This window comes from Terracoccus sp. 273MFTsu3.1, assembly GCF_000383675.1.
GTDB lineage: Bacteria > Actinomycetota > Actinomycetes > Actinomycetales > Dermatophilaceae > Terrabacter.
This window is the reverse complement of record NZ_KB911822.1, coordinates 323,258-349,891: the sequence shown is the minus strand read 5'-3', so window position 1 is coordinate 349,891 and position 26,634 is coordinate 323,258. Positions and strand designations below refer to the sequence as shown.

Below are 26,634 nucleotides of genomic sequence, written 5' to 3'. Positions count from 1 at the left end.
TAGGGTGGCGTTATGCGCGTACTCGTCAGCGGCGGAGCCGGCTACATCGGCTCGCACACGGTGGTCCAGCTCGTCGCGGCGGGGCACGAGGTGCTCATCGTCGACAACTTCGGCAACAGCAAGCCGACGGTCGTCAACCGTCTCGAGGCCCTGACCGGCACCCACCTCGACGTGCGGTCGTTCGACCTGCGCGACCACGACAAGACCGAGCACCTCTTCGCCAACGAGAAGATCGACGCGGTCATCCACTTCGCCGGGCTCAAGGCCGTCGGCGAGAGCGTCGAGCTGCCGCTCGAGTACTACGAGAACAACCTCGTCTCGACCTTCTCGCTCGTGCGCGCGATGCGGCGACACGGCGTCACGAAGCTCGTCTTCAGCAGCTCGGCCACCGTCTACGGCCACAACAGCCCGCCGCTCACCGAGGACATGTCGACGGCGGCGACCAACCCGTACGGCTGGACCAAGGTCATGATCGAACAGATCCTGCGCGACGTCGCCGCCGCCGACCCGGAGCTGCGGATCGCCCTGCTGCGCTACTTCAACCCGGTCGGCGCGCACGCGAGCGGCACCATCGGCGAGGACCCGCAGGGCATCCCCAACAACCTCATGCCGTTCATCGCCCAGGTCGCCGTCGGCCGGCGCGACAAGCTGCTCGTCTTCGGCGACGACTACCCGACCCCCGACGGCACGCCGCTGCGCGACTACATCCACGTCGAGGACCTCGCCGCCGGCCACCTCGCGGCGCTGACCAAGCTGGGCCAGGTCGACGAGCCGGTCTCGACGTGGAACCTCGGCACCGGCCACGGCACGAGCGTCCTCGAGGTGCTGCACGCCTTCGAGATGGCCGTGGGGCGCGAGCTGCCCTACGAGGTCGTCGGACGCCGTGCCGGTGACCTGCCCGAGTCGTTCGCCGACCCGTCGCGCGCGCACGCCGAGCTCGGCTGGCGAGCGCAGCGCACCATCGAGGACATGTGCGTCGACCAGTGGCGCTGGCAGAGCGCCAACCCCACCGGCTACCCCGACGCCTGACGCCCGGGCGGGCTCTCCGCGCGCGGGCAAGCGCGTCATCACCCCCGCCCACCCGGCCCGATCTCCCGCCCCAGACACGTCGAGTGAGCGCCCGGTCACAGTCGAGTGAGCGCCCGGTCACAGTCGAGTGAGCGCTCGGTCACAGTCGAGTGAGCGCCCGGTCACAGTCGAGTGAGCGCCTGGTCACAGTCGAGTGAGCGGGCACTGATTCCGGTCACGCCCTTGTGGGACTGAGCGCTCACTCGAGTGGGACTGAGCGCTCACTCGAGTGGGACTGAGCGCTCACTCGAGTGGGGTTGAGCGCTCACTCGAGTGGGGTTGAGCGCTCACTCGAGGGGGTCAGGGCTGGGGGTCGAGGGCGTCGTAGTGTCGGAAGGACGACACCCGGGCGACGGAGACGATGACGAGCACGACGACGAGGACGCCGCCGACGACGGACGGCACCCACGTCGCCGTCAGGGTCGCGAGCGTCCCGGCGAACATCTGGCCGAGGCGTGGCCCGCCCGTGACGACCACCGTGAAGACGCCCTGGGTGCGGCCGCGCAGGTGGTCGGGCACGGCAGCCTGGAGGATCGACTGGCGGAAGATCGCGCTGATGTTGTCGGACCCTCCGGCCACGGCGAGGCACAGGGCCGCGAGCGCGAGCGCCCACCGGTTGGCGTCACCGAAGTCCATCGACTGCACCGCGTGCCCGCCGAGCTCGGTCACGGCGAGGACGATGCCGAAGCCGAGGATCGCGAGGCCGTAGGAGACGATCGCGTTGCGGATCGCAAGGCCCTGCCAGCGCAGGCCGGTCACCCGACCGGACCCGAGGCTCGAGAGGATGCCGCCGACGGCGAACGACGCGAGCAGGATGCCGGCCGTGACCGACCCGCCCCCGATGACGATCGCGCCGACGGCGGGGAAGAGCACCATCGGCTGGCCGAACGTCATCGCGATGATGTCGACGATGAAGCTCATCCGGACGTTCGGCGCGCGACGCAGGTGCGCGAGCCCGTCGACGACCGAGCGGAATCCACCCGTGGTCGGCCGCTCCCCCTCGGGCCGGATGCGCGGCAGGGTCCAGAGCCCGAAGAAGCCGGCGAAGAAGAGGATGACGTCGACGGTGTAGGTCCACGCGTAGCCGGCCCGCGCGACGAGGACGCCGGCGATCCCCGGTCCGACCGTCACCATGATCCCCGCCGAGATGCCGAGCAGCGCCGCCGCCTTGGGCAGCTGCTCCTTGGGCAGCAGGCGCGGCGTGATCGCCTGTCGCGTGGCCGAGGCGATCGTCGCGGCCACGGCGTTGACCGTGGTGATGACGTAGAACATCCAGACCTGCTCGGCGCCGAGCCAGACGATCGTCGCGAGGACCACGGTCGAGGCCCAGGCCACCGTCGAGGCGGACAGGGCCACCGCGCGCCGGTCGAAGCGGTCGGCGATGGCGCCGCCGTAGAGCCCCGCGAGGATCATCGGCAGCAGGGAGAACCACGCGACGAGCGAGACCATGAAGGTCGAGCGCGTCAGGTCGTAGATGTGCAGACCGACCGCGGTGTTGGTGACGAAGGTGCCGATGCCGGCAAGCGTGTTGCCGAACCAGAGCCGGGCGAAGGGCGGGCTGACCCGCAGCGGCGTCAGGTCGACGAAGTGGGACCGACGAGCGGCCGGGGCGGGAGCCTCAGGGCCAGGGGGTGCATCGGTCACAGAGCGAAACTACGCCACCGCCAGGTCGCCCGACGGCGCGGGGAGGCAGGCCTCGACGTCGCGCAGTCGCGAACCGTCGCGCACCCACACCCATCGTCCGTCGACGGTGCGCCGGGCCACTTGGGTGCGCACCGTGCCGTCGGGGGTGGTGGACGTCGTCATCGCGAGCCCGCCGGTCACGACCGCGCGGGCCGACACCGCCGGCACCGGCCCACCGACCGGACCGAGGACGCCCGCTGCCAATGCGGCAGCGAACGCCGAGCGGATGGCGGTGGAGCCCGCCGCCTCGCGACCGCGCGGAAGGCTCACCACCGCGTCGGCGGCATACAACCCCACGATGCCGTCGAGGTCACCGGCGGCGACGCACGCGGCGAAGCAGGACTCGAGGGCCTCGGGGGCACTGGCCCCCACGGCGGACGGGTGCGCGGTCGTCGTCATGGTCACACCGTCCCACCGGCCACCGACAGCCCCACGGGTCACACGGCCAACCCCAGCACCGGCGCACTGGAGGCTCCCTCGACCCGCTCGACGACACCGTGACGAGGTGGCACCGCCCTTCGGGCCTCGCGGCCCGATCCGCGGTGTTCAATGGGCACCATGTCGTCTCGCCCACTCCACGTCACCTTCGTGTGCAGCGGCAACATCTGCAGGTCGCCCATGGGTCACGTGATCCTCCAGCGCCTCGTCGACGACGCCGGCATCGCCGACCACGTCCGGGTCAGCTCGAGCGGCACCGGCGACTGGCACGTCGGCGAGCACGCCGACCCGCGCACCGTAGCGGTCCTCGCCGAGCACGGCTACGACGGGTCTCGGCACCGGGCCCGCGAGTTCGACCCCGAGGAGTTCGACGACCTCGACCTCGTCCTCGCCTCCGACGAGGGACACGTGCGCACGCTGCAGCGGTTGGCCCGCACCCCGCACAACCGCAGCAAGATCCGGCTCGTGCGCGAGTTCGATCCCGAAGCCGTCGCCGCCGGCACCCTCGAGACCGGAGACCCGTGGTACGGCGGGGCCGAGCACTTCGCCCGGTGTTTCGCAGAGGTCGAGGCGGCCTGTCATGGCATCCTTCACCACGTCAGGGACCAGCTGGACGGCCGGCTGGCCGGACGCGCACACTCCCAGCACGACACGGAGCAGCCCTGACCCGATGCGAGACCTGAATCTGACTGTGCCCGACTATCCCTATGGCTCCCCGTGCTGGGTCGACCTGCTCGTCAGCGACGTCCCACGCGCCCAGACGTTCTACAGCGAGCTCTTCGGCTGGCGCTGGCTGGCCGGCGACCCCGCGACCGGCGGCTACACGATGGCGCTCCTCGACGGGCACCCCGTCGCCGGCATCAGCCGCAAGCCCGAGACGGCGTCGATCCCCAGCCAGTGGACGACCTACCTCCGCGTCGGCGACATCGACGTCGCGGCGCGCGCCATCCACGCCTACGGTGGACGCACCCTCGGGCGCCCCGTCTCCATCGGTGCCCTGTCCCGCACCCTCATCGCCGTCGACCCCGGCGGCTCGTACTTCGGGGTCTGGGAGCCCGGTGACCTGCCGGGCAGCGGCATCCTCGACGAGCCCGGGTCGCTCACGTGGAACGAGCTGCTCACCCGCGACTACGAGATGGTGCAGAACTTCCAGTTCGGCGTCTTCGGCCACGAGTTCACCGACGAGACCGAAGACGGCGGCCCACGCTGGGCGACGGCACACACCGGCGACGGCAACCCGGCCTACGGTCTCGCGGAGATCGACGGCGAGTGGCCGGCCGAGATCCCGCCCCACTGGGTCGCGTCCTTCGCGACGCGCAACGTCGTGCCGGGCCTTGCGCGTGCGCTCGACCTCGGCGCCACGCTGCTCCAGGGGCCGTTCGACGGGCCCTACGGGATGGGCGCGGTGCTGAGCGGCCCTGAGGGAGAAGTGTTCTCGCTCCTCGTCCCCGACCTCGACTGACCGCCACCCGAGCGAGCACCCCCCCAACTCACCCGCCGACCCACCGACCCCACCGACCCCACCGACCCAGGAGCCGCCCGTGCCCGTCCACGAGGAGTCCTTCGCACCCGGAACGCCGTGCTGGGCCGACGTCATGGTCGATGACCTCGACCGCGCCCGCGACTTCTACGGCAGCCTCTTCGGCTGGACCTTCGAGGACCTCCCGCCCGAGGCCGGCGGCTACGTCATGGCCCGCAAGGACGGTCACGTCGTCGCGGGCGCCATGGCCAAGAACCCGGACGACCCCGGGCAGGTCAGCGCGTGGACGGTCTACCTCGCGACCGACGACGTCGACGCCACGGCGGAGCGCGCCCAGGCGGCGGGCGGCGTCTTCTTCCTCGGGCCGATGGACGTCCTCCAGGTCGGTCGCCTCGCCGTCGGCGCCGACCCGGCCGGGGCCGCCTACGGCCTGTGGCAGGCCAAGGAGCACACGGGCACCGACCTCGTCGACGAGCCCGGGTCCCTCTGCTGGGCCGAGTCGATGAGCCGCAGCTACGAGGCGAGCAGGACCTTCTACACCGATGTCTTCGGCTACCGCCTGCAGGAGATCGGCGAGGGCGGCTTCCAGTACTCCGTCGCGACGCTCGACGGCGACAAGCCCGTCGGCGGCATCGGCGCCATCCCCGCGGCCGCGCCGGCCGACGTGCCGTCGCACTGGATGGCCTACTTCGCCGTCGCCGACGCCGACGCGGCCGCCGACCGGGTCACGGCGCTCGGCGGCACCGTCAGGCAGCCGCCCTTCGACACCCCCTACGGCCGGATGGCGCTCGTCGCTGGCCCCCAGGGCGAGACGTTCTCCGTCATGCAGCTCCCCGAGCAGCCCGCCGCCGACTGAGACCCCGCCGAGCGAGGGCGTATGCCGCCGGGCCCGGTCCGCGCGGCACCCACCGACCGCGCCGGACGGCATACGAACCACTCCGTGCGCTCTGGGAGGATGTCGGCATGGCAACGCTCGCTGACGCAACCCCGCCCATCGCGCTCGGGGCGCTCGACGGTCGCTACCGCGGCGCCGTCGCGCCCCTCGTCGACCACCTGTCCGAGGCGGCGCTCAACCGGCAGCGCGTGCACGTCGAGATCGAGTGGCTCATCCACCAGACGAGCCACGGCGTCGTGCCGGGCGTACGCCGGCTCACCGACGACGAGATCGCTGCGCTGCGAGCGGTCGTCGACGACTTCGGCACCGACGAGGTCGCCGAGCTCGGCGAGATCGAGCGGGTCACCGTCCACGACGTCAAGGCCGTCGAGTACTTCCTCAAGAAGCGCCTCACGGCGATCGCCCCGGCGGACGAGGACCAGGGGCTCGCCGAGCTGATCCACTTCGGCTGCACGAGCGAGGACATCAACAACCTCTCCTACGCCCTCATGGTCAAGGGCGCCGTCGAGCAGGTGTGGCTGCCCAAGGCGCAGGCCCTCGTCGCGCAGGTGTCCGACCTCGCGCGCGAGCTCAAGGACGTGCCGCTGCTCGCGCACACCCACGGCCAGCCCGCGACGCCGACGACGATGGGTAAGGAGCTCGCCGTCCTCGCGCACCGCCTGGGCCGGCAGCTGCGCCGCGTCGAGGGGCAGGAGTACCTCGGCAAGTTCAACGGCGCGACCGGCACCTTCGGGGCGCACGCGCTCGCCCTCCCCGATGTCGACTGGCCCGCCGTGTCACGCGCGTTCGTCGAGGGCCTCGGCCTCACGTGGAACCCGCTGACCACGCAGATCGAGAGCCACGACTGGCAGGCCGAGCTCTACGCCGACGTCGCACGCTTCAACCGCATCCTGCACAACCTCTGCACCGACGTGTGGACCTACATCTCGATGGGCTACTTCGCGCAGGTGCGCGGCCAGGGCACGGTCGGCTCGTCGACGATGCCCCACAAGGTCAACCCGATCCGCTTCGAGAACGCCGAGGCCAACCTCGAGGTGAGCAACGCCCTGCTCGACGTGCTCGGCGGGACGCTCGTGCAGAGCCGCCTCCAGCGCGACCTCACCGACTCGAGCATGCAGCGCAACGTCGGCACGGCCTTCGGTCACTCGGTGCTCGCGCTCGACAACGTCGCCCGCGGCCTCGCCGGTCTCGACGCCGTGCCGGAGCGCATGGCAGCCGACCTCGAGGCCAACTGGGAGGTGCTCGGCGAGCCCATCCAGTCCGCGATGAGGGCCCTTGGGGCGCAGGGGGTTCCGGGGATGGAGGAACCCTACGAGCGGCTCAAGGAGCTGACCCGCGGTCGCCGCATCGACGGAGACGACCTGCGCGAGTTCGTGCGCGGGCTGGGGCTGCCCGCCGACGTCGAGGCCCGCTTCGTGGCCCTGACGCCGCAGACCTACACCGCCCTCGCGAGCCGGCTCGTCGACGACTACCTCGCCTGACGGCATACGGCACAGGGGCCCTCACGACACAGCAAGCTCCGCCTCGGCCGGCAGCCCACGCGTGCGGCCGGCTCCCGGGCGCCGTTTGCTGTGTCCCCGTGGCTGCCTTCAGCGCGGGCGGTCGAGCCGCTCGGCAGCGTCCCGGAGCACCTGGGCGACGCGCGAGCCGAACCGCTCACCGGGGGTGGGCTCCGTCTCGACCTGTCGGCGCAGGGCGTCGGCCTCGGCCTGGGCCGCCGCCCTGACCTCGGGGTCCTCGGACTCGAGCCGGGCGGCGAGCGCCGCCACCTGTCGCACGGCGTCGACCACCGCGGCCACCGCCGCAGCCGGCGAGGCCGTCAGCTCCTCGGGCGTGCGCCCGGTCCGCCGTGCCACCCACCGCGTCCCGGGGCCGTATGCCGTCTCGTCGGCTTCGTCGCTCATGTCGGGAGTCTCCCCTTCGCCTGGTTGAAGTTGCTCTCGATCTCCTGCCACCTGGTTACGGCGTCCTGAAGGAACTGGCGGACCGTCCGGTCCCCGCCCCACTCCCCGCCCGGCGGGGTGTAGTAGAGACCCAGGGGCTGGTCGAGGATCGAGGCCGGCACCCCGATGTCCTCTCCGTGGTACATCAGCGTGCGCAGGTGGTCCAGCAGCGCGTCGACCCACGCAGCGGCGTCCATCGACGCGTGGGTGACGTAGAACGCACGCAAGGCGTCATGGAACGCGGTGGTGCCGGTCGTCAACCCCGCTGATCCGGGGCCGGCACTGTGGAAGGTCGGCTGCGTGCGCCGTCCAGCTGCGTCGTACGCCGTCGACCCTGCGTGCGAGCGAACCTGCAGCAGTCCCGACTCCTCCACCACTCCGGGTCGGCGGACGATGGTCACCGGGATGACCCTGATCGAGAAGATGACGGCATCCGTCGAGGTGCGCAGGTTCTCGAGCAGGGACACCCAGCGAGCGGCCGTCCTCGGACCGGCCGTCGTCGCGAGGACGCGCGTCAGGACGGAGCCGATCTGGTCGACTGGGATCCACTCGTGCTGCCCCGGGACGGCCTCGCGCAGCTCTCGCGACGCCCACTGTCGGGAGGGCGCGTGCCGCGTGAGCTCTGCGGTGAACTCCGCCCCGGTCACCCCACCGACCGACTGGTTGTTCGCGAACGCACGAAGGGTGGGCAGGATGCCTCCTCCGGCGAGCACCGTGCCCTCAACGAGGACGGACACCTCGGTGTCGGGCCACGGCCGGAAGACCCCGTACTGGCTGCTGCTGGGCTGGTAGCGGATGCCCCGAACTCGCTCGAGCAGCTCGCTGTCCCCTGAGCCCTGGAGGCGGAGGGCCGCGTCCTCGCGCAGCTTGGCGGCGAACCGGTTGCCCAGTGATCTGAAGAAGGGCGCGCGCACAGGGCTGGACTGACGCACCAGGGCGTAGGTGGCGAAGGCGTCGGTGGCCGCACCCCCGGTCCTGTTCCGCTCTTCGAAGTACGGCAGGAGGGCGACGTGGTTGGAGCCGGAGCCAAGGACCTCGGACGGGACGAGCGACTCCGGAACGAAGCGCTGGGTGAACCACACCTTGCCCTGGCTGCCTTCCAACGGCTTCGCCTCGACCGGCGCGACGTAGTCGCTGATCCACCGAGACACGACCTCCTGGGTGCGGACGAGCCCATGCCGTGGCAGGGCCTCCCTGATCTGGCCCAGCTGTTCTGCGCGGTCCCCCTCACCGAACAGCTCGAAGAGCCGGTCCAGACTCTGCGCCACCGACCGCTCACGTCCTTCGAGCGCCGAGTCGTCGGGCGCGGGTGCCGGGTTCGCCGGGTCTCGGCCCGCGTTTTCGAAGCCCACTGCCAGCTCCTCGGCCAAGATGTTGGCCTCGCCACTGGCAGCCTCCAGCGCGTTGAGCAGGGTCCGAGCCGTCTGCCGGTTCTCCTCGGTCTCGGGCTTGGGTGGCTGGCCGTCCAGCATGCCCCTCCAGCGCGTGATCCACTCGGGAATGGTGCTCGGGGTCGAGGCGACCATGAGGTGAGCGTGCGGACCCTCACGGACCACATAGAGGCGATGACGCTCGCCGTCGGCGGTGAACGACACCGTCGCGCCGAGCTCGGTGTCGTCGTTGTGGCCACCCTCTTCGGGGTCGCCACCGATCCCCATGCGCGCCAGCAGCGCCCGCCCCCGCTCGGCGAGGAAGCCGATGACCCGGTCCATGGCGGCATAGACGACCGCCTGCATGCGGGTGATGACGTCGGCGATCTCGCCGGGCAGTCCACCGAGGTGGCAGAGGCCGGCGAGGAAGTCGATGACCGGCGGGATGAGAGAGGCGAGCGAGCGCTCGACGGCGGCGGCCAGGCCGCCGATGTTGCCGGCGATGACGTCGGCCATGCCGTTGACGATCGCCTCGACGAACCGGAAGATCCGCGCCGCATTGCGGAAGATCCACGAGCACACCTGGTAGATGAGGTCGATGGCCTGGGCGATGGCACCGACCGGGTTGAGCATCCCGATGACGCGGACGACGACCTGCTGGATGAGGGTCTCCACGAGGTACTGCACCGCCGCCTCGAGGATCATGTTGACGATGTTCTCGGGGGTCAGCTGCTCCTTGACGAGCTCGACGAGGCCCTCGGGTCCGCGCTCGATGAGGACCGACACGAGCTGCCAGGCAGCCTCGATGACGTCGACCGCGGTGGGCCCGATGTGCCGCACGAGGATCTCGCGGACGCGCGGCCACGTGACGCCCATGAGCTGGAGCGCGAAGGAGAAGAGCGAGCGCGCCGAGAAGTCGCGCGGCATCGGGATCGGGGTCTCGAGCCCGGAGAAGAGCCAGTCCCAGAACCCGTGCAGCACGTGGGTGCCGAAGTGGTCGAAGAACTGCTCGAAGCCCTGCTTGACCCCGGCGACGAGGTTGTTGATGAAGGTCTCGGGGTCGTCGGCGATGTCCGAGATGACCTGTTCGATCCGGGCGATCAACGCCCAGAAGGCCGCCGGCGGGATCCCGACGAGCCGGAGCAGCCCGTTGATGATGGCGCGCACCGGGTCGTCGATGAACTCCTCGATGGCCGCGACGACCCGACCGATGAGGCCACCGGCCTCGTCCCGGCGGGCCTGCGCCTCGGCATGCACCTCGTTGACCGCCTGGACGGCTCGCTGCGACACGTCTCGCACGAAGCTCGTCTGGGCGTCGGTGACGCGCTGGCTGAGGCCGTCGAGCATCCCGGAGAACCGCGCCCGCTCCTGCGCCGCCCACTCGGGGAACTCCGACTCCATGGCCCGGAAGGCCGTGTCGATGTCGTCCCGGGCGTGGTTGATGACGGCCTGCGCTGCGGCGACGACGCCGTTGACGTCGCTCGAGATGTCGGTGAGCAGGGTGCAGACGCCGTCGCCGAACTCGCGCTCGGCGCGGTTGTACTCGTCCGTCACCCAGTCGGGCAGGCCGCCGATGTAGTCGCCGACGGCGAGGATCGCACCGCCGACGCCGGAGTGCCGGTCGTCGATCCAGCGCTTGACCCGGTCGAGGCTGTCGTGGAAGTCCTGCGAGAGCCGGGCGAGGCCGGCGTCCCAGCGGGCGATCGCCGTGCGGCTCAGCGGCTCGAGCAGCGCGTTGACCTGGGTCTGCGCCTGGTCGTAGATGCCCTGGGCCCGGGTCGAGACCGACTCGCGGGTCTGCTCCTCCGAGGTGACCATGCCGCCCTGGGCACCCGCGACGGTCCCGACGGTGCCGGACCGCGAGGCCCGCATGGCCGCGACCGCCTGCTGCTGCAGCGCGGCCATGTCGCCCTGAGCGGCGTCGATGGCCTGCTGCTGCTCGGCCTGGATCTGCTGTGGCGTCCGCTGGGCCGCCTCACCGAGCTCACCCCGCGCGGCGCGCGCCTCGGCGAAAGGTCCGTCCGGGATCTCCTGCGTGACGCGGGTGTCGATCCCGGAGTCGGCGATCCGCTGGTCGGTGGCCGCGACGTCCGCGTCGAGCGAGGTGTTCTCGGGTGGGATGGGGTCGGGAGCGGCTCCGGCGGCGTCGACGCCCATCCCCGGTGACGTCGGCGAGGGCGTTGCGATCGGGGTCGGGGACAGCGCGGGCGTCCCTGCGGGCGGTGAGCCCATCGCGTCGTAGCTGCTGCCGACCTCCGCCGTCTGCGTCTCGACCGAGCTGGTGATCGTCGCACCGGCCGCCTGCGCCTCGTGGGTGGGGTCGGTCTCGAGGAGCTGGTCCTCGTCCTCGGGACGGTTCTCGCGGATCGCCGTCCGGATGCGCTCGCACAGCGCGACGATCTCGGGGCTCGGCGCGGGCCGCTCGCCGAGCTCGGCGGCGAGCTCCTCGCGGGCGCGGGCCGCCGTCTCGGCGGCCGGCTCGGTGACGGCGCCCCGGGAGTCGGCGACGTTGGCGTCCGCCGACGGCAGGTCCCGCGCCGCACCGGCTGCACCCCGCGCTGCCCCGGCGACCGACGCTCCGCGAGCCGTGGCCGCAGGAGTCAGGGTCGTGGGCGGCTCGGGCATGATCAGCTCGACCACCGGCGCAGCAGCCTCCCCCTCCGCCGTCGGCTCGCCCCCGGCGCCGCCGGGTATGCCGTCCGCCGAGGTCCCTGCGTCGCCGCCCACCGCGCCCGCCCCGCCCGCCCCGGCCACCGCCGCCGTGGCCTGCCCCGCGGTCTCACCGGTCGCCGGTGCCTCACCCGTGCGCGCGGCCGCGCCGTCGGCGACCTCGCTCGGCGAGGTGGGCTCCGGGACGGTGGCCGGCACCACGGTCGTGTCGGCCGGGGGGGCCGCCGGGGTGGGCGGGGCTGGTGGCACGAGCGGTGCGGGCTCCCCGGTGACGGCGCCGAAGAGGCCGCTCAGCGCAGCCCGGATCGCGGCGTCCAGCACGGCGAGCATCTCGGGGCTGTCGACGCCGAAGACCCCGGGCGCGAGGAAGAGGTCCTCGTCGGTGACGAAGGCAGGGGCACCCGCGACGGGGGCGTCCGGATGGACCCGGATGCCGCTGACGTCGACGCCGAGCAGGCCCCGGTAGACCTCGGCCACGCGCGGCGTGAGGGGAAGTCCCGGAGGTACGGCGTCACCGGGCAGGTGGATCGTCGCCTGTGCGCCGTTCCGGGGCGCGTCCACGCCCTCGGGCGACGACCAGCCGGCCTCCGCCGGGAGCGGCCGCAGGTCGACCCCCAGCGTGGTCCCGCGGAGCGTCACGGCCGGGGCCGCCAGGATCTGCTCGGGCGCCCAGCCCTCGACCCGCCAGGTCGCCTCACCGAGGTGCAGGCCGAGCAGGCCGACGCGGGCTCTCATCTCCACGCTGCCGTCGAGCGACCCGTCGGACCGGAACCCGGCGCGCCCCGTCAGCTCCGTGAAGGGCCCCCGTCCGCTGAGCACGACCGCCCCACCGTCGACGCCCCACTCGGCCTGCACGGCCGACAGGCCGCCTGCTGTCGTGGCCGGATCGAGCGCGACGACCGCCGCCTCGGCCCCACCGCCTGCAGGTCGCGGCACGGTCCCGAGCACGGGAGCCCCGCCCGCGGTCGGCGATCGCGGCGCGACGGCATCCCGCGGCGACCGCGTCGAGCCGGCCCCGGCCCGCTCGGCGTCCGGGCCGGGCCCCGGTCCCGCCCGGGTCGTGACCGGCGTGCTCACCGCGGCACCGTCCGCCCCGCCTTCTCGAACTGGCGACGGATGCCGTCGAGCAGGTGCGCGGTCGTGACGACCCGGCCGTTCGACGCGGCGAGGTAGGCGGCATCGAGCGTCGCGTCGCGGATCTGCGCGCCGGTGAGCGGGTAGCGGCGCGCGAGGTCGTGCAGGTCGATCGACGGATCCATCGGCAGCGACGCGGGCGCCACTGCGGCCCAGAGCCGCTCACGCTCCCCCGGTCCCGGCTCCGGGAACTCGACCATGACGTGGATGCGCCGCTGGAAGGCCGTGTCGATGTTGGCGAGCAGGTTGGAGGTGAGGACGACGATGCCGGGGTGCTGCTCGACCCGGGACAGCAGGTAGGACACCTCCTGGTTGGCGTAGCGGTCGTGCGCGTCGCCGACCTCGGTGCGCGCCCCGAAGACCGCGTCCGCCTCGTCGAAGACGAGGACGCAGCGCTCGCGCGCCGCCCGCTCGAAGACCTTGGCGAGGGCCTTCTCCGTCTCCCCGATGTACTTCGACACGAGCGCCGAGAGGTCGACGAGGTATGCCGGGAGGCCGGCTGACGCTGCCAGCGCCGCCGCCGTCATCGTCTTCCCGGTCCCCGGCGGCCCGTGGAAGAGTGCGACGAGACCGCTGGCATGGTCGTGGTGGGCGCCGAAGCCCCAGTCGTCGACGACGGTGTCACGCTGGGTGATCCGGGCCGCGAGGTCGTCGACGCGGGTGCGCGCCGCGGCGGGCAGGACGACGTCGGCCAACGTGTGGACGGTCGTGAGCGGACGGGCCGGGAAGTCCGACGACGCGACGGGCACCTCGGCAGGGAGGCCGAGCAGCCAGGCCACGAGCGCGGGGTCGGGTCGCAGCACCCCGGACAGGTCCCCGGGCGGGTCCAGGGTCAGCAGGCCCTGGGCGCGCAGGCGACCCTGCGACGAGAGCAGGACGGTGGCGTCGAGGCGGCCGCGGAACGACCGGGCGACGAGGGTGCGGGCCACCTCGCCGGTCAGGCCGACGACGGACGGACGGTCGGTGAGGGCGCCGTAGCGGACGGCGAAGCGCTCGTCGGCGTGGGGCGCGACCGCGGCCACGAGGATGACCGCCTCAGCGGCTGACAGGCCGGTGAGCGTGACGAGCTCGGCGAGTGGGCCCACTCCCGCAAAGCGTTCGAGCGACGGCAGGCCCTCGCCGGCGCCCTCGAGGCCGAGCGGTCGCCCGGCGGGTCCACCCCGCCGCTCCTCGATCCGCACGGCCACGAGCGCGTCGAGCATCTCGAAGGCCGCCCGGAGCTCGGTGACCTCCGGTGGTCCGGCTGGGGCCCGGGAGGTCCCGGACACCGGCTCCGGCCCGGCTCTCATCGGAACCTCACGGTGACGGGCGGTGACCACGGCAGCTTGAGCAGGCCGACCGGGTAGGGCAGGCGCGGCAGGAGCACGTCGAGCGGGTGGGTCGCGGCCGTGAGCAGCACCGGGTCGCGGTCGGTGTCGAGCAGGCCGGCGCGCACGACCCAGGACGCGCGCACGAAGGCCTGGCTCGACCGCTCGAAGCCCGGCAGCAGTCCCGCGAAGCCGGTGAGCACGCCATCCGCCGACTCGGCGATCTCGCGGGCTCCGTTGAGCGGCATACGTGCTCGGGGCCCGACGTCGGCTGCCGGTGGGCGGCCGGCGAGGAGCTGGACGAGCGGGTCGTCGGCGAGCGTGGGGTCGTCGGGATCGACGACCGCGGCCAGGGCCACCTCGCGCACGTCGACCGGGTCGAGCCGCGGGTGCAGCGCCTCGGCACGACGGCAGTGGTCGGCGAGCCACGGGTAGAGCAGCACGAGGCCGGCGGCCCGGGTGAGGTCGGCCAGCACGACGGGCGCGCCGCTCTCCGGGGCGACCTGGGCGACGGCTGCGAGCCGGGCGAGCATCTCGGCCTCACGGACGGGGCGCGGCGTCGTGGTGGGGGCCACGTCCTCCGGCGTCGCGTCGCGGGTGGACGCGTCGTCCGGTGCTGGTGCGACAGGGGGCTGGGGCGGGTCCGCCCAGGACCGTGACGACGGCGCGTCCGTCGAGGCCGCAGCGCCTGAACCTGTCTGCGGCGCAAGGGCTCCCTCGATCGTGTCGACCACGGCGTCCCACTCGGCGCAGGCGAGCCGCGCGCGGGCAGACGCCGCCATCTGGGGGTCGGCGAGGGCGAGCACGGCGGAGGGGAGGTCGGCGGGACGTGGACCGGCCGTTGCCGTCCAGAGCCGCGCGGCGACGGCGACGTCGACCGGCGACGGCCGCGAGTGCGACCGCAGGGACGCGTCCGCATCGCCACCCGGCGCGACGGCGTCGCGACGGCCGACCCCGCCGGCAAGGACCTGGGCGCGGATCGCCTCGGCCCACAACACCGCCAGCGTCTCGTCGTCGTAGTCGTCGACGGACAGGTCGAGCGTCACGGACACGTGCTCGAGACGGATGTCGCCGACGTCGGCCAGGGCCCGGTCCAGGGCGGCAGGCAGCGTCGTGGCCGCGACGCGCGCGAGTCGTTGCGCACCCGGCCCACGCAGTCGCAGGACGTCGACGGCCACGTCGGTCACGGCACCAGGCCCCCGAGGTCACGCAGCTGCGCGTCGAGCTGCCGACCGACGTCCTTCGGGACGCCCGCGGCCTTGACGAGGGTCCGAAGCGTGCCCAGCACCTCGATCGTCGCCGCCGTCAGGGCGGCCGGCTCGAGCGTCTCGACCGCCTCCTCCGGCGTGTCCGGGGGCGCCACCGCCTGCGCGAGCGCGGCATGGGCGCGGTCGGCCGCGGCGGCGTACCTGCTGAAGCTGCGGTTGCGCGGGTTGGGCAGCGACCGCAGCGCGTCCACCGTCGTGCGTGCGAAGTCGGCGACCCCCCGGGCCAGGTCGCGGTCGACCTGCCCGGACGGCTTGACGACGCCACCGATCCCACCGATCCCACCGATCCCACCGATCCCACCGATGCCCGGACCGCTGATCACTCCCCCGCCGCCAGGGCTGCCGATGACGCCGCCGCCGACGTGCGTGCCGATGTTCGGGTCGACGGCGATGACGCCGCCACCACCGACCTTCGGGTCGAGCTTGATGCCGTCGCCGAACTTCGAGATGACCTCGACCTTGCCCTCGAGGACGTCGATCCGGTTCGTGACGGTGTCGATGCGCTTGATGCCGGACTCGAGCTCGCCGAGGCGGTTCGTGATGGTCACGGCGTCGAAGCTGCCGCGGAACGACGTGAAGTCCGTCTGGAGCGTCGAGATCGTGCCCCCGAGCCCGGCGACCGTCTGGTCGAGCTGGCCGAGGTGGGTCTCGAAGCCGGTCGAGAGGCCGCGCAGCTCGGTGGCCGCCGCCATCGCCTCGGTCGCGGCTCCGACGGCCGCCGGCAGCGCCGATCCCACGGTCCTGACGTTCTGCACCGTCGGGACGCGGCCCGTCGAGACGACGACGCCGTTCGCGTCGGTGCCGAGCACGACGGAGTCCGAGGCCGCGAAGCCACCGGCGGGCGCGTAGCCGTCGAGGGTCATGACGTCCCCGGCCGACATGACGCGGACGTCGGCGATGGCTCCCTGGCCCGTGATGAAGCCGCCGAGCACCGTCCTGACGTCGTTCGCGTCGTGGCCGAGGAAGTCGGTGAGCGGGAACTCCTGCTCCCCGAGCACGTCGATGGGCTGTCGCTCGTAGACGACGTCGGGCCGCTCCCACGTCTTGATGGGTGGGTTCCAGACGGGCTCGCGCGGGTCGAAGACCCACTTGTGCCGCCACTTGTCCGGAATCTCCTTGGGCGGGAAGACGATCTTGACGCACCGGTCGCCGACGCGGATGGAGCCGACGGGGCAGGCGATGGGCGGCTTGGGGTCGCCCACCGGCGCCGGGTCGGGCGGCGCGAAGCCGGCGAGGAGGGCCTCGAGCTCGTCGCGGAAGGCACCCGCCGGGTCGGTGCACGATCCGCCGAGGAACGCCTCGGTGAACCCCCGCGGCGGCTCCCACGCGTGCCGGTAGGCGCAGTCGAAGACCCACACACCGGCCACCTGGTGCACCGAGCCGAGGACGACACCGGGGCGCGTCGTGTCGCGGTCCCACGTGAGGGCCAGCAGGGCGCGGACCCGCAGGAGGTCGAGGGTCGCGAAGAGCACCATGTTGAGCCAGCCGCACTTGTAGCCCTTGACGCCTGCGGTGTCGGCGCTCGCGATCGACGTGGCCTGCAGGTTGGCGATGAGGGTGGGGTCGACGAGGGGCTGGGTGCCGTTCGTCAGCCGCGCGGCGATGGCGTTGCGCAGCGTCGGGTAGGAGTTGATCGGCGACGAGTCGAGGGCGAGCCGGATCGGCTCGACGCTGAGCAGCGGCTCGGCCGCGAAGTCCATCCGCGTGCCGGTCACCCGGCCGGCGACGACCCGCAGCGCGACCCCCCGCGTGTGCAGCTCGGCGTGCCCGGCGCAGCCCGACTCTCCGCAGTCCGGGGTGGGCTCGATCGTGTCGGTCGACTCGAGGACGACGCTGAACCCTTCGGCCGTGGCATCGACGAAGTCGTACGTCACCGACTCGGCGACGGGCGGCAGTGGCAGTGTCTGCTCCGCCCCGAGGAGCAGCGGCTCGCCCCGCTGGTCGATCGCGAGGCCGGGCCCGACCGTCAGGGTCGTCGGCGTCGTCACCGTGCCCCCGAGCCCGGCGTTGACGCCGAAGCCGACGAGGCGCCCGACGAGACGGTCGCGCTGGTGGAGGAAGTCCCGGAGGTCGTTGAGCTCGGCCTCGGTGAGGGTCTGGCCGTCCACGAAGACGGGGTACTGGTTGTCTGCCATCGCTGGTTTCCCTTCGGGACTCACGTCGTCGAATCGGTCGGCAGGAGGCCGACGCCGAGGCGGTCGATGCCTCGGCCGGCGTCGATGCACTCGTAGAGGTGGATGCCGCTCGCGTGGCTCACGACCGACACGACGGAGCACAGGAGCGCGTTGAGGTCGGCCTGCTGCTGCTGGACGGCGATGGCGTATGCCGTCACCTCGTCCGCCGTGGGCGTGGCCGGGAGCGTCGGAGGGGACGCGAGCACCGCGAGGTCGGTGAAGACGGCCGGGTCGGTGAAGCAGACGCGCAGGTCGACGTGTGCGGGGGCGTAGCGCCGGACGAAGTCGACCGCCTCCTCGCGACGCTCCCAGTCGACGAAGCCCTTCGCGGTCGACGGGTCACCGGTGCTCGGCACGGGCACGCTCGTCGGGACGAAGAGGGTCGCCGTGTAGGGCTCGGCAGTGAGGCCGGCGCCCGGTGCCTTGAAGTGCTCGAGCAGGTAGGGCCGCCCTGCGGCCGGAAGGTCGAACCACAGGCAGAACCAGCTGAGGAAGCCGCGCGGGGTGCCGCGGCGACGCCACAGCCTCGTGCAGCGGGCGAGGAGCTCGCGACGCTGCTGGAGGCCTCGCTCGGTGCCCGGCCAGCTCGTCGGGAAGGTGACGCTCGCCCACCGCGCGACCTCGTCGTAGGTCTCGAGGTGGTGCGCCACGAGCGCGTCGGCCCCCGCGTCGAGGGGCAGGTCGGCGGGCCAACGCAGCACCGCGTCGGGACCGAGCGCCGTGAGCAGGTCCTCGAGGTGCTCGACGACGGCGTGGCTCAGCTCGTCGGCGAGGCCGAGGTAGGCGTCGACCTGGGCGTACGAGAGCTCGTCCTCCTGGTAGACGGCCGGCAGCTGCGACGCGAGCCGGGTGTGGTCGGGCCCGCGCGCGGGGGTCGTGGCGGCGGTCACGGGGCTCTGGCTAGGCATCGCCGCACCGGCTCGTCAGCGAGAAGCGCACCCGGATGCAGCGGGCGTCCGCGAGCCGGGGCACCGCGTTGCGCGGGATCGGGAGGTAGCCGTGGCTCGCGGGGAGGAAGTCCGCGTCGCCCTCGACCTTCATCGCGAGGTCCTCGACGCCGCGCACGAGCGGGTTGCCGACGATCGCCTCGACGACCTCGGTGAAGCGGACCGCCGCGCCGGGCACCCAGCCGAGGGTGGGTTGGTCGTGGCGGGGCCAGGGGCCGTCGACGACCGGCGCCGGGGTGGGCGCGAACGTCTCGGGTCGACCGCGCTCGAAGAAGGCGGCGATCCGGGCCCGGGCGTCGTCGACGACGGCCTCGCGGTTGGCGCCGACCTCGGTGACGAGCGTCGCCTGGACGAGGACGGGCGCCCGCTCGAGAAGGCTCGCGCCGACTTCATCGCCGATGACGCGTCGTGGCTCGAGGTCGTCGACGTCGTCGCGCCAGTCGGGGAAGGGTGCACCCGCCTCGGGTCCGACGGCCGTCGTGAGGACGTCGCGCAGGAAGGCGTCCCGGCGCGCGGGTGTGGTGGGCTCGGTGCGGCTCTCCACGACGAGCGTCAACGCGGCGGCGTGCTCGTCGACGGCGACGGACGCGATGGCGTCGGTGGGCAGCCCGTTCCACGCGATGCCGGGCAGCCGGCCCTTGACCGTCCAGGCGCGCACGACGTCCGGGTGGGCCCGCGCCCGACGGGCGTAGTCGTCGGCGGTCACCGGCTCGCACGTCAGCGCCTGCACCGGATGCGGTGGCCAGACGAGCGTGCGGCCCTGCTCGTCCTCGAGGTCCTCGGGGAGGAGGCCCGCCGCCTGCGGGGCGGCCGCGACGGCATACGTCACCTCGTCGGCGTCGAGCCCCGCGAGGGTCAGGGCGGAGCGCGTCGCCGCGAGGGTGTCGGCCGTCGTCGCGCGAAGGACGTCGAGGCCGTCGACGAGGACCTCGCGGGAGCGTCGGCGCCGCTCGCGTCGCACGAGGGCGACGACCTCCTCGTCCCAGAGCGGCAGGGACCACGCGAGCTCGGCGGCGGCCGCGGCATCGATGGCCGGGGCGTCGAGCGGGGCGTCGGGGTCGGCGCGCCGCGGAGCGGCGGCGACAGCGGCAGCCTGCGCGGCGGTCACGGCGGACGCGACGACACCGGCCTGCTCCTGCGCGACCTGGCGCACGAGCCGGGCGCGCATCAGGGCGACCACCGCTGGTCGGTCGGCAGCCCGGACGGCGCTCGCCCACGGCTCGGCCGACAGCAGGGCGACCGCGTCGGCGCGCGACCGGCACGCGCGGACGAGGGGCTCGAGCACCGTCGCGGACGTCGCCGGTGCGCCGAGGACGGTGGCGAGGGCCGACACCGGCGCGAGGTCGGCGGCGGCGAGCGCGGGATCCGAGGGGTCGGTCTCCGGGTCCCACCGCCCGGCGGGCAGCGTGGTGTCCCAGTGCCGCTCGGCGTCTGGAGCCCAGGCGCGCACTTCGAGCGGCCAGTCGTGAAGGTGGCGCTCGGCCGTCCGGTAGTGCAGGTCGGCGAGGCCGTAGGCCAGGACCTCGAGCAGCGTGATGCCCGGGTCAGCGGCGTTGTGGTCGGTCCACTCGGGCGTCGCCGTCGCGGTGAGGTGGTCGACCATGCGGGCCCGCACGGTCTCCCAGTCCGCGTCGGGGGCGACCGGCACGAACCGCGTGATCGGCGTGGCCCGGTCGGCGGAGGGCCCGGCGGGCGGTGTGGGACTCACAGCTGCTCCTCGCACGAGAGGTGGTGGTCGCCGGACGAGCAGTAGAGCCCGCGGCACGGGTCGACGGCGACGACCTCGACGGGGCCGCCCGACCCGTCGTGCAGGGCGAAGTCGAGGACGACGTCGACGTCGGGCTGACGTTCGAGGACGGCGATGAGGGTCGAGGCGTAGAGGTCGCGGCCCCAGCGGACGGGCACGGTGCCCGTCGGGTGCAGCACCCGCTCGAGGGCGGCGGTGACCGCCTGGGTGCCGGTGAGCGCGGCGACGCCCGGCCGCAGCCGGATCGACGCGACGACGGTGACGGGACGGTAGTCCGGGCAGAGCACGTGGAGGGTGGCACCGATCGGCGCGCGGGGCCGGACGAGGTCGACGACGCGACCCGCCAGGCTCACGGACGGCCGGGGCGCGACGTCGAGCGGACGGTCCGGCACGACGACGAGGCCGACGTGACCGGGGGCGCGGAGCCCGTCGCTGCCGGTGTGCGGCAGGCACAGCACGGCGGCGACCTCGGGAAGGGCGAGTGCGACGTGCTGCTCGAGGTCCCACGGGGTCAGGGCCCGGTCGCGGTGGCGAACTCGCGCCGAGGCACGCGCCAGGTAGTCGGCGTCGGTCTCGGGCGACCGACCACGCACCGACGCGAGGTTGGTGACCTTCTTGACGCCGGGGACGGGCGCGAGGGTGCCCTTGATCGTGCCGACCGGGAGGGCCTCCGCCGAGCTGGGGTCGAGTCCGGGATAGGCCGCCCGGGAGACGAACTCGGCCACGACGGCGTCGACGACGACCGCAAGGAGGACGCCGAGGCGTCCCGGCTGGTCGGTCGCGATCCGCACCCAGCGGCCGGTGTCGGCCGAGAGGTCGTCGCAGCCGACGGCCCAGGTGCGCGGGGCGACGAAGCGGAGCAGACCGGCCTCGCGGAGCTGCCGGGAGCCGTCTGCGACGGCGAGCGGCGCCCACGTCGTGCCGTCCCAGAACTGCCACGCGGCCTCGACCGTGTCGGAGCTGCCGCACGGCGAGGCGGAGTCGACGTCGAGGTAGAGCGAGACGCTCGACCCGAGGGCGGCGTCGGGCAGCTCGAGCCCGATGGCGACCATGGCCGTCGCGCCGAGGTCGGACACGACGAGCCGGAACGGCGTGAAGCGACCAGCCGCTCCGCCGACGCGCCGCTGTCGCCGCCAGCCGCTGCTCGCCTCGACGAGCGTGGCCTCGACCGGGGTCGTCGTGTAGCGCACCGTCACGGCCGACGCGATCGGCGGCACCGGCACGGGTGGCATGGTCGGCTTGGGGGCCGTGCCGGCGACGGCGCGCGTCGCGAAGTCGGCGACCTTGGCCTGGTAGTCGGTCCAGCCGAAGTCGCCCTGGGCGAGGAAGGCCCGGAGGTAGTGGCCCGGCTGGCCTGCGACCGCGAAGGTCTCGGACGCCACGGCCGACCCGCTCACCGTCGCCGAGAGCGTGCCGAAGCTCGACGACGCCGATCCGAGCGGCTTCCACGCGCCGTCCTCGCGGCGCTGCCACACGACCGACGGGGTCGTCGTCGTCGAGACGGAGCCGTAGATCGACGTCCACTGCGTCTCGACCGAGGCGTACTGCGACCCGAGCGCGTTCTTGATGCTCATCAGCTGCGTCTTGAGGTTCTCCGCGAGCCACACGGGGATGCCCGTACCGCCGGCGGAGGACGAGAGCGGCGCGCCACCCTCCTGCATCACCTGGACGGCGACCTCGACCGTCGCGAGCGCCTTGCCGAAGGCCTCGTCGGACCGGACGTAGAAGGCGTCGCCGCGCTTGGCGACCGCGCCGAACGGCTGGAACTCCTTCGTGACGTCGACGGCGCCGTCGTTGTAGAAGGCGGCCTCGGGGACGTATGCCGACCGGTCCGTCACGCGGACCGTGGCCCCCGTGAACGAGAAACCCACGGGGACAGCCGCGCCCGTCGCGACGACACCTTCGATCCACGGGGTCTCCCCGTCGGGGGCCCCGCAGCCACCGGTCAGCGTGACCGTGACGGTCGACCCGGCGAGGGTGCCACCCGTCGTGCCGCTCATCGTGCCGTCGGCCCGCGACCAGCGCCAGACCATCGTGGACAGGCCGTCCGCACCGGCCGCACCCGTGAAGGCGACCTGCGCCGTGAGGTCTCCACCGTCGAAGGCGAGGGCGGGCGAGTGGATCCGCAGGGAGTGCGTGGCCTCCGGACCGGCCGAGGGTCGCAGCGGGAAGTCCGGCGCCGTGGCCGCGACCCCGTGGGCGCGGACGGGGTCACCGGGCCCGAAGGACCGCACGCCGGTCAGGGCCGCGCCGTGCGCCGTCAGGGCATCGAGGGTGACGTAGCGGCGCTCGTTGCCGAAGGCGTCCTTGCCGCCGCGCAGGGGCGTGCCCGGCGGCAGCACGGCGGGTGCCGCCTTGGGGTCGACGGTCGCCTGCGCGACGACGCGGTCGGGGAGGGCGGGGAGGCGTCCGATACCGAGAAGGTCCTCCAGCCACGTCCGACGGGTCCGCTCCGGCAGCGTCGCGAGGTGCTCGTCGAGGGCGGCGTACTCGGCGGCGACCGCGGCGAGCAGCTCCCGGTCGGGCGCCCCGGCCGGGGATGGCGCCGTCACACCGAGCGCGTCGGTCGCGAAGAGCACGTCGGCCCAGCTCCCCTCCGCGTCGTAGGGCGTCAGCCGTGCGGCGGCGGCCATGGCGGCGACGACTTGCTCGGGCGTGCGCCCTGCCGGGGTCATGACGCACCGGCCAGGTAGAAGGGCACGACGAGGCTCGTCGGCCGCCGGTGCCGGTCGATGCGGAACTCGATGGTGACGTCGACCCGGTCGTCGGCCTCGCCGGCCGGGACCGCCTCGACGGCGTCGACGATGACCCGCGGCTCGCCGAGGACGAGGGCCCGGCGGACGTCGTCGGCGAGCCGGTGGCAGGCCTCCGAGGTGCGCGGCTCGAAGACGTAGCGGTCGACGCCGGCACCGAGGTCCGGTCGCATGACGCGGCTGCCGATCATGGTGCGCAGGAGCAGGACGAGCGCCTCCCCCACGTGCTCGGCGCCGTTGTTCGTCACGAGCTCGACGGAGCCGGTCGCGCCAGTCGCGCCGGTCGCGCCGGTCGCGCCGGTGCCGTCGCCGCCCACGCGCTCCCAGCGCGGCGGGAACGCCCAGCCGCGCCCGACCTGCGGGTAGTCGGTAGTGCTCATCCGATCACCACCATCGGGCTGCCCACGACGACGGACGCGCCGCAGCCGCAGGCGTCGCCGGCGCGCAGGGCTGGTCGGCCCTGGACGAGGACGGTCGCGGAGCCGGCGACGAAGGGGCTGGCCGGGAGGTGCGACGGCGGCGGGATGACGCAGGCGTGCATGTCGCCGAGGACGGCGGCCGGCATCCCGGCGATGAGCACGGTGGCGACGCCCGGTCCGACGACCGTGCCCCCGTGCGCGGTGGTGTCACCGACGCGTGCTGCCCCCGGCATGTCTCCTCCTCGTTCGCTGTCGTTGGTGTGGTGGTCCGAAACGTGGTGTCCGGCTAGTTGATGGTCACGAGGGATCCCTTGAGCCCCAGCGATCCCGAGGCCTTGACGTCGAGGGTCGCCGAGCTCTCGATGCTCGACGGTCCCGACGCCTTGGCCGCGAGCTTGAGCGAGTCGAGCGAGATGGTCCCGGACGACGACGAGAGCGTGATGTCGCCCTGCGCCGCGGTCAGCTCGATGCCGTCGGCCGACAGGCGGATCGCATTGCCGGAGTCCTGATGGGTGATGACGACGGCGGAGTCCTTGTCGGACAGCACGATCGAGTGACCCTTGCCGCTCTTGAGGGTGACGGCACTGTCGGTGCCGTCCTCGAGCCGCAGGGTGTGCTGGTCGGGTGAGACGAGGGCTCGCACGGCGTTCGTGTCCGGGTCGACGGTGAAGGGGGGCTGCAGGCTCCCGTTGTAGAGCGAACCGAGGACGACGGGGCTGGCCGGGTCGCCGCCGACGAAGCCGACGAGCACCTCCTGCCCGACGGCAGGCACGATGACGGCCCCGTAGCCGTCGCCCGCGTCGACGTTCGAGAGGCGGGCCCAGACGCCGTCGCCGCCGTCGCTGCGCCAGGGCAGGCGCACCTTGACCCGGTTGAGCGACGCCGGGTCGTCGAGCGCCTCGACGAGGCCGATCCCGAGGGCCGGCCCGCGGCCACCGGAGCGGGCCGACCCGTCGTCGGCCGCTGCCCGCGGCACGAGCCGTGGCGGCGATCCCACCTGGAACTCGGTGACGTAGCCCTGGGCCGAGAGCCGGTGTCGTGCCGCGGTGACGTAGTGGGGTCCGGACATCCGCCGTCCGACGCCGGCGATGGAGAGCCAGCCGTCGCAGCGCAGCCCTGGCTCGCCCTGCACGACGCCGGTGCCGTGGACGTGGCTCAAGGCGGAGCGTCGTTGGGCGGCAACGGCTCTCGCGTCGGCCTCGTCGGATGCCGCGACCGCGTCCGACTCGACGCGCTCGGCGCGTAGGGGCCAGCCGGCGTCGCCGACGGCGGCCGAGTGCGTCTGCCGGTCACCGACGTCGAGGTCGGCCGCGCTCGCGCTCTGCTCGCTCTCGGTCGCCTCGGCGGCGTCGACGTCCCAGCCGACCCCGACCGCGGTGTCGATGGCCCGCGTCAGGTCCTCGGTGAGGTGCAGCTCGACGAGCGACCGGGTCCAGTCGAGCTCGAGCGGGTCCTGCGCGGCCGACGGCGGCCGCAGCACGAGCTTCGTGCCGCGGACGAAGACGACCCAGCCGAGCTCGCCGGCCCGGGTGGTCAGGGCATCCCAGTCGCTGACCCGGTCGCTGGCCCAGAAGGGGTGCGTCACACCGTCTGCCGCGTCGGTGTCGAGCGAGTAGTCGGCGGCGACCGCGGAGGCGATGTCGGCGTCGGTGACGTCGGCGAGCTGGCGCGACCGCGGCGGGTGGTCCATGAGGACGGACCGCGACCGGCCCTCGACCCGGAGCACCGGAGGACTGCCACTCGGGAAGTGCGTCGTCAGCGAGGCGATGACGCCGTCGAAGACCTCGGTGAGATCGGAGTGGTAGCCGACGGAGACCGCGATGCCCGCTCCGGGGGTGAACGGCCCGTCGTCGCTGTGCCGTACGACCCGCTGGTCGGCGTCCCAGTTCTGGACGAGGAGCGTGAGCCGCCCGTGGCGACCGACCTCCTCGTGCACCTCGAGCTCTACGACGTCGGCGGCGACGATCGGCTCGAGCGCCGTCCCGCCGACCCGCACCTCGAAGGCCGGTCGGTCGCGCTGGGTCGTCGGCGCGGTCATCGGGACGTCCCCAGCGGCGGGAGCAGCAGCAGCTGCCCGGTGGTGAGTCCGCGCGGGTTGGTCAGCCGGTTGGCCGCCGCGAGCGGTCGCCAGTAGGCGGGGTCGCCGTAGACCCGGGCGGCGATCGCGTCCAGGGCGTCACCGTCCTTGACGAGCCACGTCTGGTAGAGGTCGGGAGAGGCGGGCCGGTCCTCTGCCGCGACCTCCTGCGGTGACAGCGCCTCCTTGAGCGACAGCTTGACCGTCGCCCGCAGCGGCTCCCCCGCCCGGTCGAAGAGCTTGTACGTCACGTCGGCCTGGGTGAGGATGCCGCGGAAGCTGAACCGCCCCCAGTAGCAGTGCACGTAGTAGGGCTGGTGCGTGTCGCCCTGGAACTTCGTCAGCGCGAGGAGGGCATCGAGCAGCTCGCCGATGCCACCGGGCTCGCCGACGACCCCGGTGCCGTCGAGCAGCAGGTCGATCTGCACCTGGTCCGGCTCGCCGCCGCTGAAGGACTGCTGCGGCGCGGACGTGCCCACCGACTGCGTCGCCTGGTAGAGGTTCTTGCGCGAGAAGGACAGCTCGGTCGGGTTGAGCAGCGCCTGCCAGCGCAGCCCGGTGGGCTGCTCGAACTTCAGGTCGGCGTACGCGTCGATGGTCAGCTTGGTCAGCTGGGTGGCCGTGAGGTTCATCGGTCCCACTCCCGCCGGAGCACCTCGAGGACCCGCTCGACCGACCGCCGCACGATGGCCTCCATGGCGGCGTCATCGAGTGGCGCGTCGGCCGTCGGGCCGCCCCCGTCCGTCCTCGGTGCGACGACGACCTCGGTGACGATCTCGCTGATGACGACGGGCACTCAGACCACCTTCTTGAGGACGAGCCCGTGGTGGGCGATCTCGACCGCCTCGACGGCGACGGCCGAGCTCTGGGCGTCGAGGTCCGGGCCGGTGAGCTTGACCGGCCAGCCGCGGGTGAAGGCCCACACGCGGACCGGGGTGAGGGCACCCTCGACGGTGCTCATGAGCACGACGGTCCCGTCGCGCGGCGTCACGACGCCCGTGACGTGGAACTCGTAGAACCAGTCCCACAGCTCCTGGAGCGGGCCGGCGCCCTGGTTGAGGACGAGGTTGGGGAAGGACGCCCGGGTCGGGAAGCGGTGGGCGAAGCGGTTCTCGCCGCCCTCCTGGTACTCCTCGACGGCGACCTCACCCGCGAGCCCGGTGCACTTGCTGAAGCTGACGGACGCGAGCCCGTCGATGGCCAGCACGAAGTGCGCCGTCGTGAACGGCACGAGCGCGGGTGAGGCGAGCGGGAGCATCGG

At 73.2% G+C, this 26,634-nt stretch carries 21 protein-coding genes; 5 read left to right on the top strand and 16 right to left on the bottom strand.

Features of this window, described 5'->3' with window-relative positions:
- Positions 1-12: 12 nt before the first annotated feature.
- On the top strand, positions 13-1,029 hold the full coding sequence (gene galE, locus H283_RS0111920; RefSeq protein WP_020143753.1) for a UDP-glucose 4-epimerase GalE: 1,017 nt from the start codon (positions 13-15) through the stop codon (positions 1,027-1,029).
- A 339-nt stretch (positions 1,030-1,368) separates the two neighbouring features.
- On the opposite strand, the gene H283_RS0111915 is transcribed toward galE, so the two are convergent.
- On the bottom strand, positions 1,369-2,712 hold the full coding sequence (locus H283_RS0111915) for an MFS transporter (protein ID WP_020143752.1): 1,344 nt from the start codon (positions 2,710-2,712) through the stop codon (positions 1,369-1,371).
- 9 nt (positions 2,713-2,721) lie between these two features.
- A complete protein-coding gene (locus tag H283_RS24925) occupies positions 2,722-3,150 on the bottom strand; it encodes a nuclear transport factor 2 family protein (protein WP_156023143.1) in 429 nt (142 codons plus the stop codon).
- A gap of 159 nt (positions 3,151-3,309) precedes the next feature.
- Between H283_RS24925 and H283_RS0111905 the strand changes: the two genes are divergently transcribed.
- From H283_RS0111905 to purB, 4 genes are all read left to right on the top strand, one after another.
- Entirely contained in the window at positions 3,310-3,855 is a 546-nt protein-coding gene (locus H283_RS0111905; RefSeq protein WP_051103632.1) for a low molecular weight protein-tyrosine-phosphatase, read from the top strand.
- Between the two features lie 25 nt (positions 3,856-3,880).
- Complete coding sequence (locus tag H283_RS0111900; protein WP_020143748.1) at positions 3,881-4,651, top strand: VOC family protein; 771 nt, start codon at positions 3,881-3,883, stop codon at positions 4,649-4,651.
- 79 nt (positions 4,652-4,730) lie between these two features.
- On the top strand, positions 4,731-5,525 hold the full coding sequence (locus H283_RS0111895; RefSeq protein ID WP_020143747.1) for a VOC family protein: 795 nt from the start codon (positions 4,731-4,733) through the stop codon (positions 5,523-5,525).
- A 107-nt stretch (positions 5,526-5,632) separates the two neighbouring features.
- Positions 5,633-7,045 (top strand): adenylosuccinate lyase, encoded by a 1,413-nt coding sequence (gene purB / locus H283_RS0111890; protein ID WP_020143746.1) that lies wholly within the window; start codon positions 5,633-5,635, stop codon positions 7,043-7,045.
- 108 nt (positions 7,046-7,153) lie between these two features.
- Here purB and H283_RS0111885 read toward each other — a convergent pair whose 3' ends face one another.
- Genes H283_RS0111885 through H283_RS0111820 form a run of 14 tightly spaced genes read right to left on the bottom strand, consistent with a single transcriptional unit; the run spans position 7,154 to position 26,631 of the window.
- Positions 7,154-7,468 (bottom strand): hypothetical protein, encoded by a 315-nt coding sequence (locus tag H283_RS0111885; protein ID WP_020143745.1) that lies wholly within the window; start codon positions 7,466-7,468, stop codon positions 7,154-7,156.
- A complete protein-coding gene (locus H283_RS0111880; RefSeq protein ID WP_020665707.1) occupies positions 7,465-12,624 on the bottom strand; it encodes a hypothetical protein in 5,160 nt (1,719 codons plus the stop codon). Before H283_RS0111880 ends, H283_RS0111885 begins: the two co-directional genes overlap by 4 nt.
- Positions 12,621-13,970, bottom strand: a complete 1,350-nt coding sequence (locus H283_RS24920; RefSeq protein WP_156023142.1) for an ATP-binding protein — start codon at positions 13,968-13,970, stop codon at positions 12,621-12,623. Before H283_RS24920 ends, H283_RS0111880 begins: the two co-directional genes overlap by 4 nt.
- Positions 13,967-15,175 (bottom strand): contractile injection system tape measure protein, encoded by a 1,209-nt coding sequence (locus H283_RS0111870; RefSeq protein ID WP_028785538.1) that lies wholly within the window; start codon positions 15,173-15,175, stop codon positions 13,967-13,969. Before H283_RS0111870 ends, H283_RS24920 begins: the two co-directional genes overlap by 4 nt.
- Positions 15,172-17,391 (bottom strand): hypothetical protein, encoded by a 2,220-nt coding sequence (locus H283_RS0111865; protein ID WP_028785537.1) that lies wholly within the window; start codon positions 17,389-17,391, stop codon positions 15,172-15,174. Before H283_RS0111865 ends, H283_RS0111870 begins: the two co-directional genes overlap by 4 nt.
- Positions 17,392-17,411: 20 nt before the next feature.
- Positions 17,412-18,320: a hypothetical protein gene (locus tag H283_RS0111860; protein WP_020143743.1), complete on the bottom strand. Its 909-nt coding sequence runs from the start codon at positions 18,318-18,320 to the stop codon at positions 17,412-17,414.
- 10 nt (positions 18,321-18,330) lie between these two features.
- Positions 18,331-20,085, bottom strand: coding sequence for a hypothetical protein (locus H283_RS24915; RefSeq protein WP_043649145.1), 1,755 nt, complete (start codon positions 20,083-20,085; stop codon positions 18,331-18,333).
- Positions 20,082-22,799: a baseplate J/gp47 family protein gene (locus H283_RS0111850; protein WP_020143742.1), complete on the bottom strand. Its 2,718-nt coding sequence runs from the start codon at positions 22,797-22,799 to the stop codon at positions 20,082-20,084. The genes H283_RS24915 and H283_RS0111850 overlap by 4 nt, the downstream gene beginning before the upstream one ends.
- Complete coding sequence (locus H283_RS24910; RefSeq protein ID WP_020143741.1) at positions 22,796-23,257, bottom strand: GPW/gp25 family protein; 462 nt, start codon at positions 23,255-23,257, stop codon at positions 22,796-22,798. Before H283_RS24910 ends, H283_RS0111850 begins: the two co-directional genes overlap by 4 nt.
- The gene (locus H283_RS0111840; RefSeq protein ID WP_020143740.1) at positions 23,254-23,529 is read right to left on the bottom strand and encodes a PAAR domain-containing protein; all 276 of its coding nucleotides are present in this window, start codon (positions 23,527-23,529) and stop codon (positions 23,254-23,256) included. The genes H283_RS24910 and H283_RS0111840 overlap by 4 nt, the downstream gene beginning before the upstream one ends.
- A gap of 53 nt (positions 23,530-23,582) precedes the next feature.
- The gene (locus tag H283_RS0111835) at positions 23,583-25,334 is read right to left on the bottom strand and encodes a phage baseplate assembly protein V (RefSeq protein WP_020143739.1); all 1,752 of its coding nucleotides are present in this window, start codon (positions 25,332-25,334) and stop codon (positions 23,583-23,585) included.
- Positions 25,331-26,005 carry a hypothetical protein gene (locus tag H283_RS26675; protein WP_020143738.1) on the bottom strand — a complete coding sequence of 225 codons (675 nt, stop codon included), beginning with the start codon at positions 26,003-26,005 and terminating at the stop codon, positions 25,331-25,333. Before H283_RS26675 ends, H283_RS0111835 begins: the two co-directional genes overlap by 4 nt.
- Positions 26,002-26,169, bottom strand: a complete 168-nt coding sequence (locus H283_RS27720; RefSeq protein WP_020143737.1) for a DUF5908 family protein — start codon at positions 26,167-26,169, stop codon at positions 26,002-26,004. The genes H283_RS26675 and H283_RS27720 overlap by 4 nt, the downstream gene beginning before the upstream one ends.
- Positions 26,170-26,631 (bottom strand): phage tail protein, encoded by a 462-nt coding sequence (locus H283_RS0111820; RefSeq protein ID WP_020143736.1) that lies wholly within the window; start codon positions 26,629-26,631, stop codon positions 26,170-26,172.
- Between the last annotated feature and the right edge of the window lie 3 nt (positions 26,632-26,634).

Bases quoted from the DNA above. Each gene is read 5' to 3' on its own strand.
- galE (WP_020143753.1), top strand. From the start codon at position 13: ATGCGCGTACTCGTCAGCGGCGGAGCCGGCTACATCGGCTCGCACACG.
- H283_RS24925 (WP_156023143.1), bottom strand. From the start codon at position 3,150: ATGACGACGACCGCGCACCCGTCCGCCGTGGGGGCCAGTGCCCCCGAG.
- H283_RS0111905 (WP_051103632.1), top strand. From the start codon at position 3,310: ATGTCGTCTCGCCCACTCCACGTCACCTTCGTGTGCAGCGGCAACATC.
- purB (WP_020143746.1), top strand. From the start codon at position 5,633: ATGGCAACGCTCGCTGACGCAACCCCGCCCATCGCGCTCGGGGCGCTC.
- H283_RS0111885 (WP_020143745.1), bottom strand. From the start codon at position 7,468: ATGAGCGACGAAGCCGACGAGACGGCATACGGCCCCGGGACGCGGTGG.
- H283_RS24920 (WP_156023142.1), bottom strand. From the start codon at position 13,970: ATGAGAGCCGGGCCGGAGCCGGTGTCCGGGACCTCCCGGGCCCCAGCC.
- H283_RS0111865 (WP_028785537.1), bottom strand. From the start codon at position 17,391: ATGGCAGACAACCAGTACCCCGTCTTCGTGGACGGCCAGACCCTCACC.
- H283_RS0111850 (WP_020143742.1), bottom strand. From the start codon at position 22,799: ATGACCCCGGCAGGGCGCACGCCCGAGCAAGTCGTCGCCGCCATGGCC.
- H283_RS24910 (WP_020143741.1), bottom strand. From the start codon at position 23,257: ATGAGCACTACCGACTACCCGCAGGTCGGGCGCGGCTGGGCGTTCCCG.
- H283_RS0111840 (WP_020143740.1), bottom strand. From the start codon at position 23,529: ATGCCGGGGGCAGCACGCGTCGGTGACACCACCGCGCACGGGGGCACG.
- H283_RS0111835 (WP_020143739.1), bottom strand. From the start codon at position 25,334: ATGACCGCGCCGACGACCCAGCGCGACCGACCGGCCTTCGAGGTGCGG.
- H283_RS26675 (WP_020143738.1), bottom strand. From the start codon at position 26,005: ATGAACCTCACGGCCACCCAGCTGACCAAGCTGACCATCGACGCGTAC.
- H283_RS0111820 (WP_020143736.1), bottom strand. From the start codon at position 26,631: ATGCTCCCGCTCGCCTCACCCGCGCTCGTGCCGTTCACGACGGCGCAC.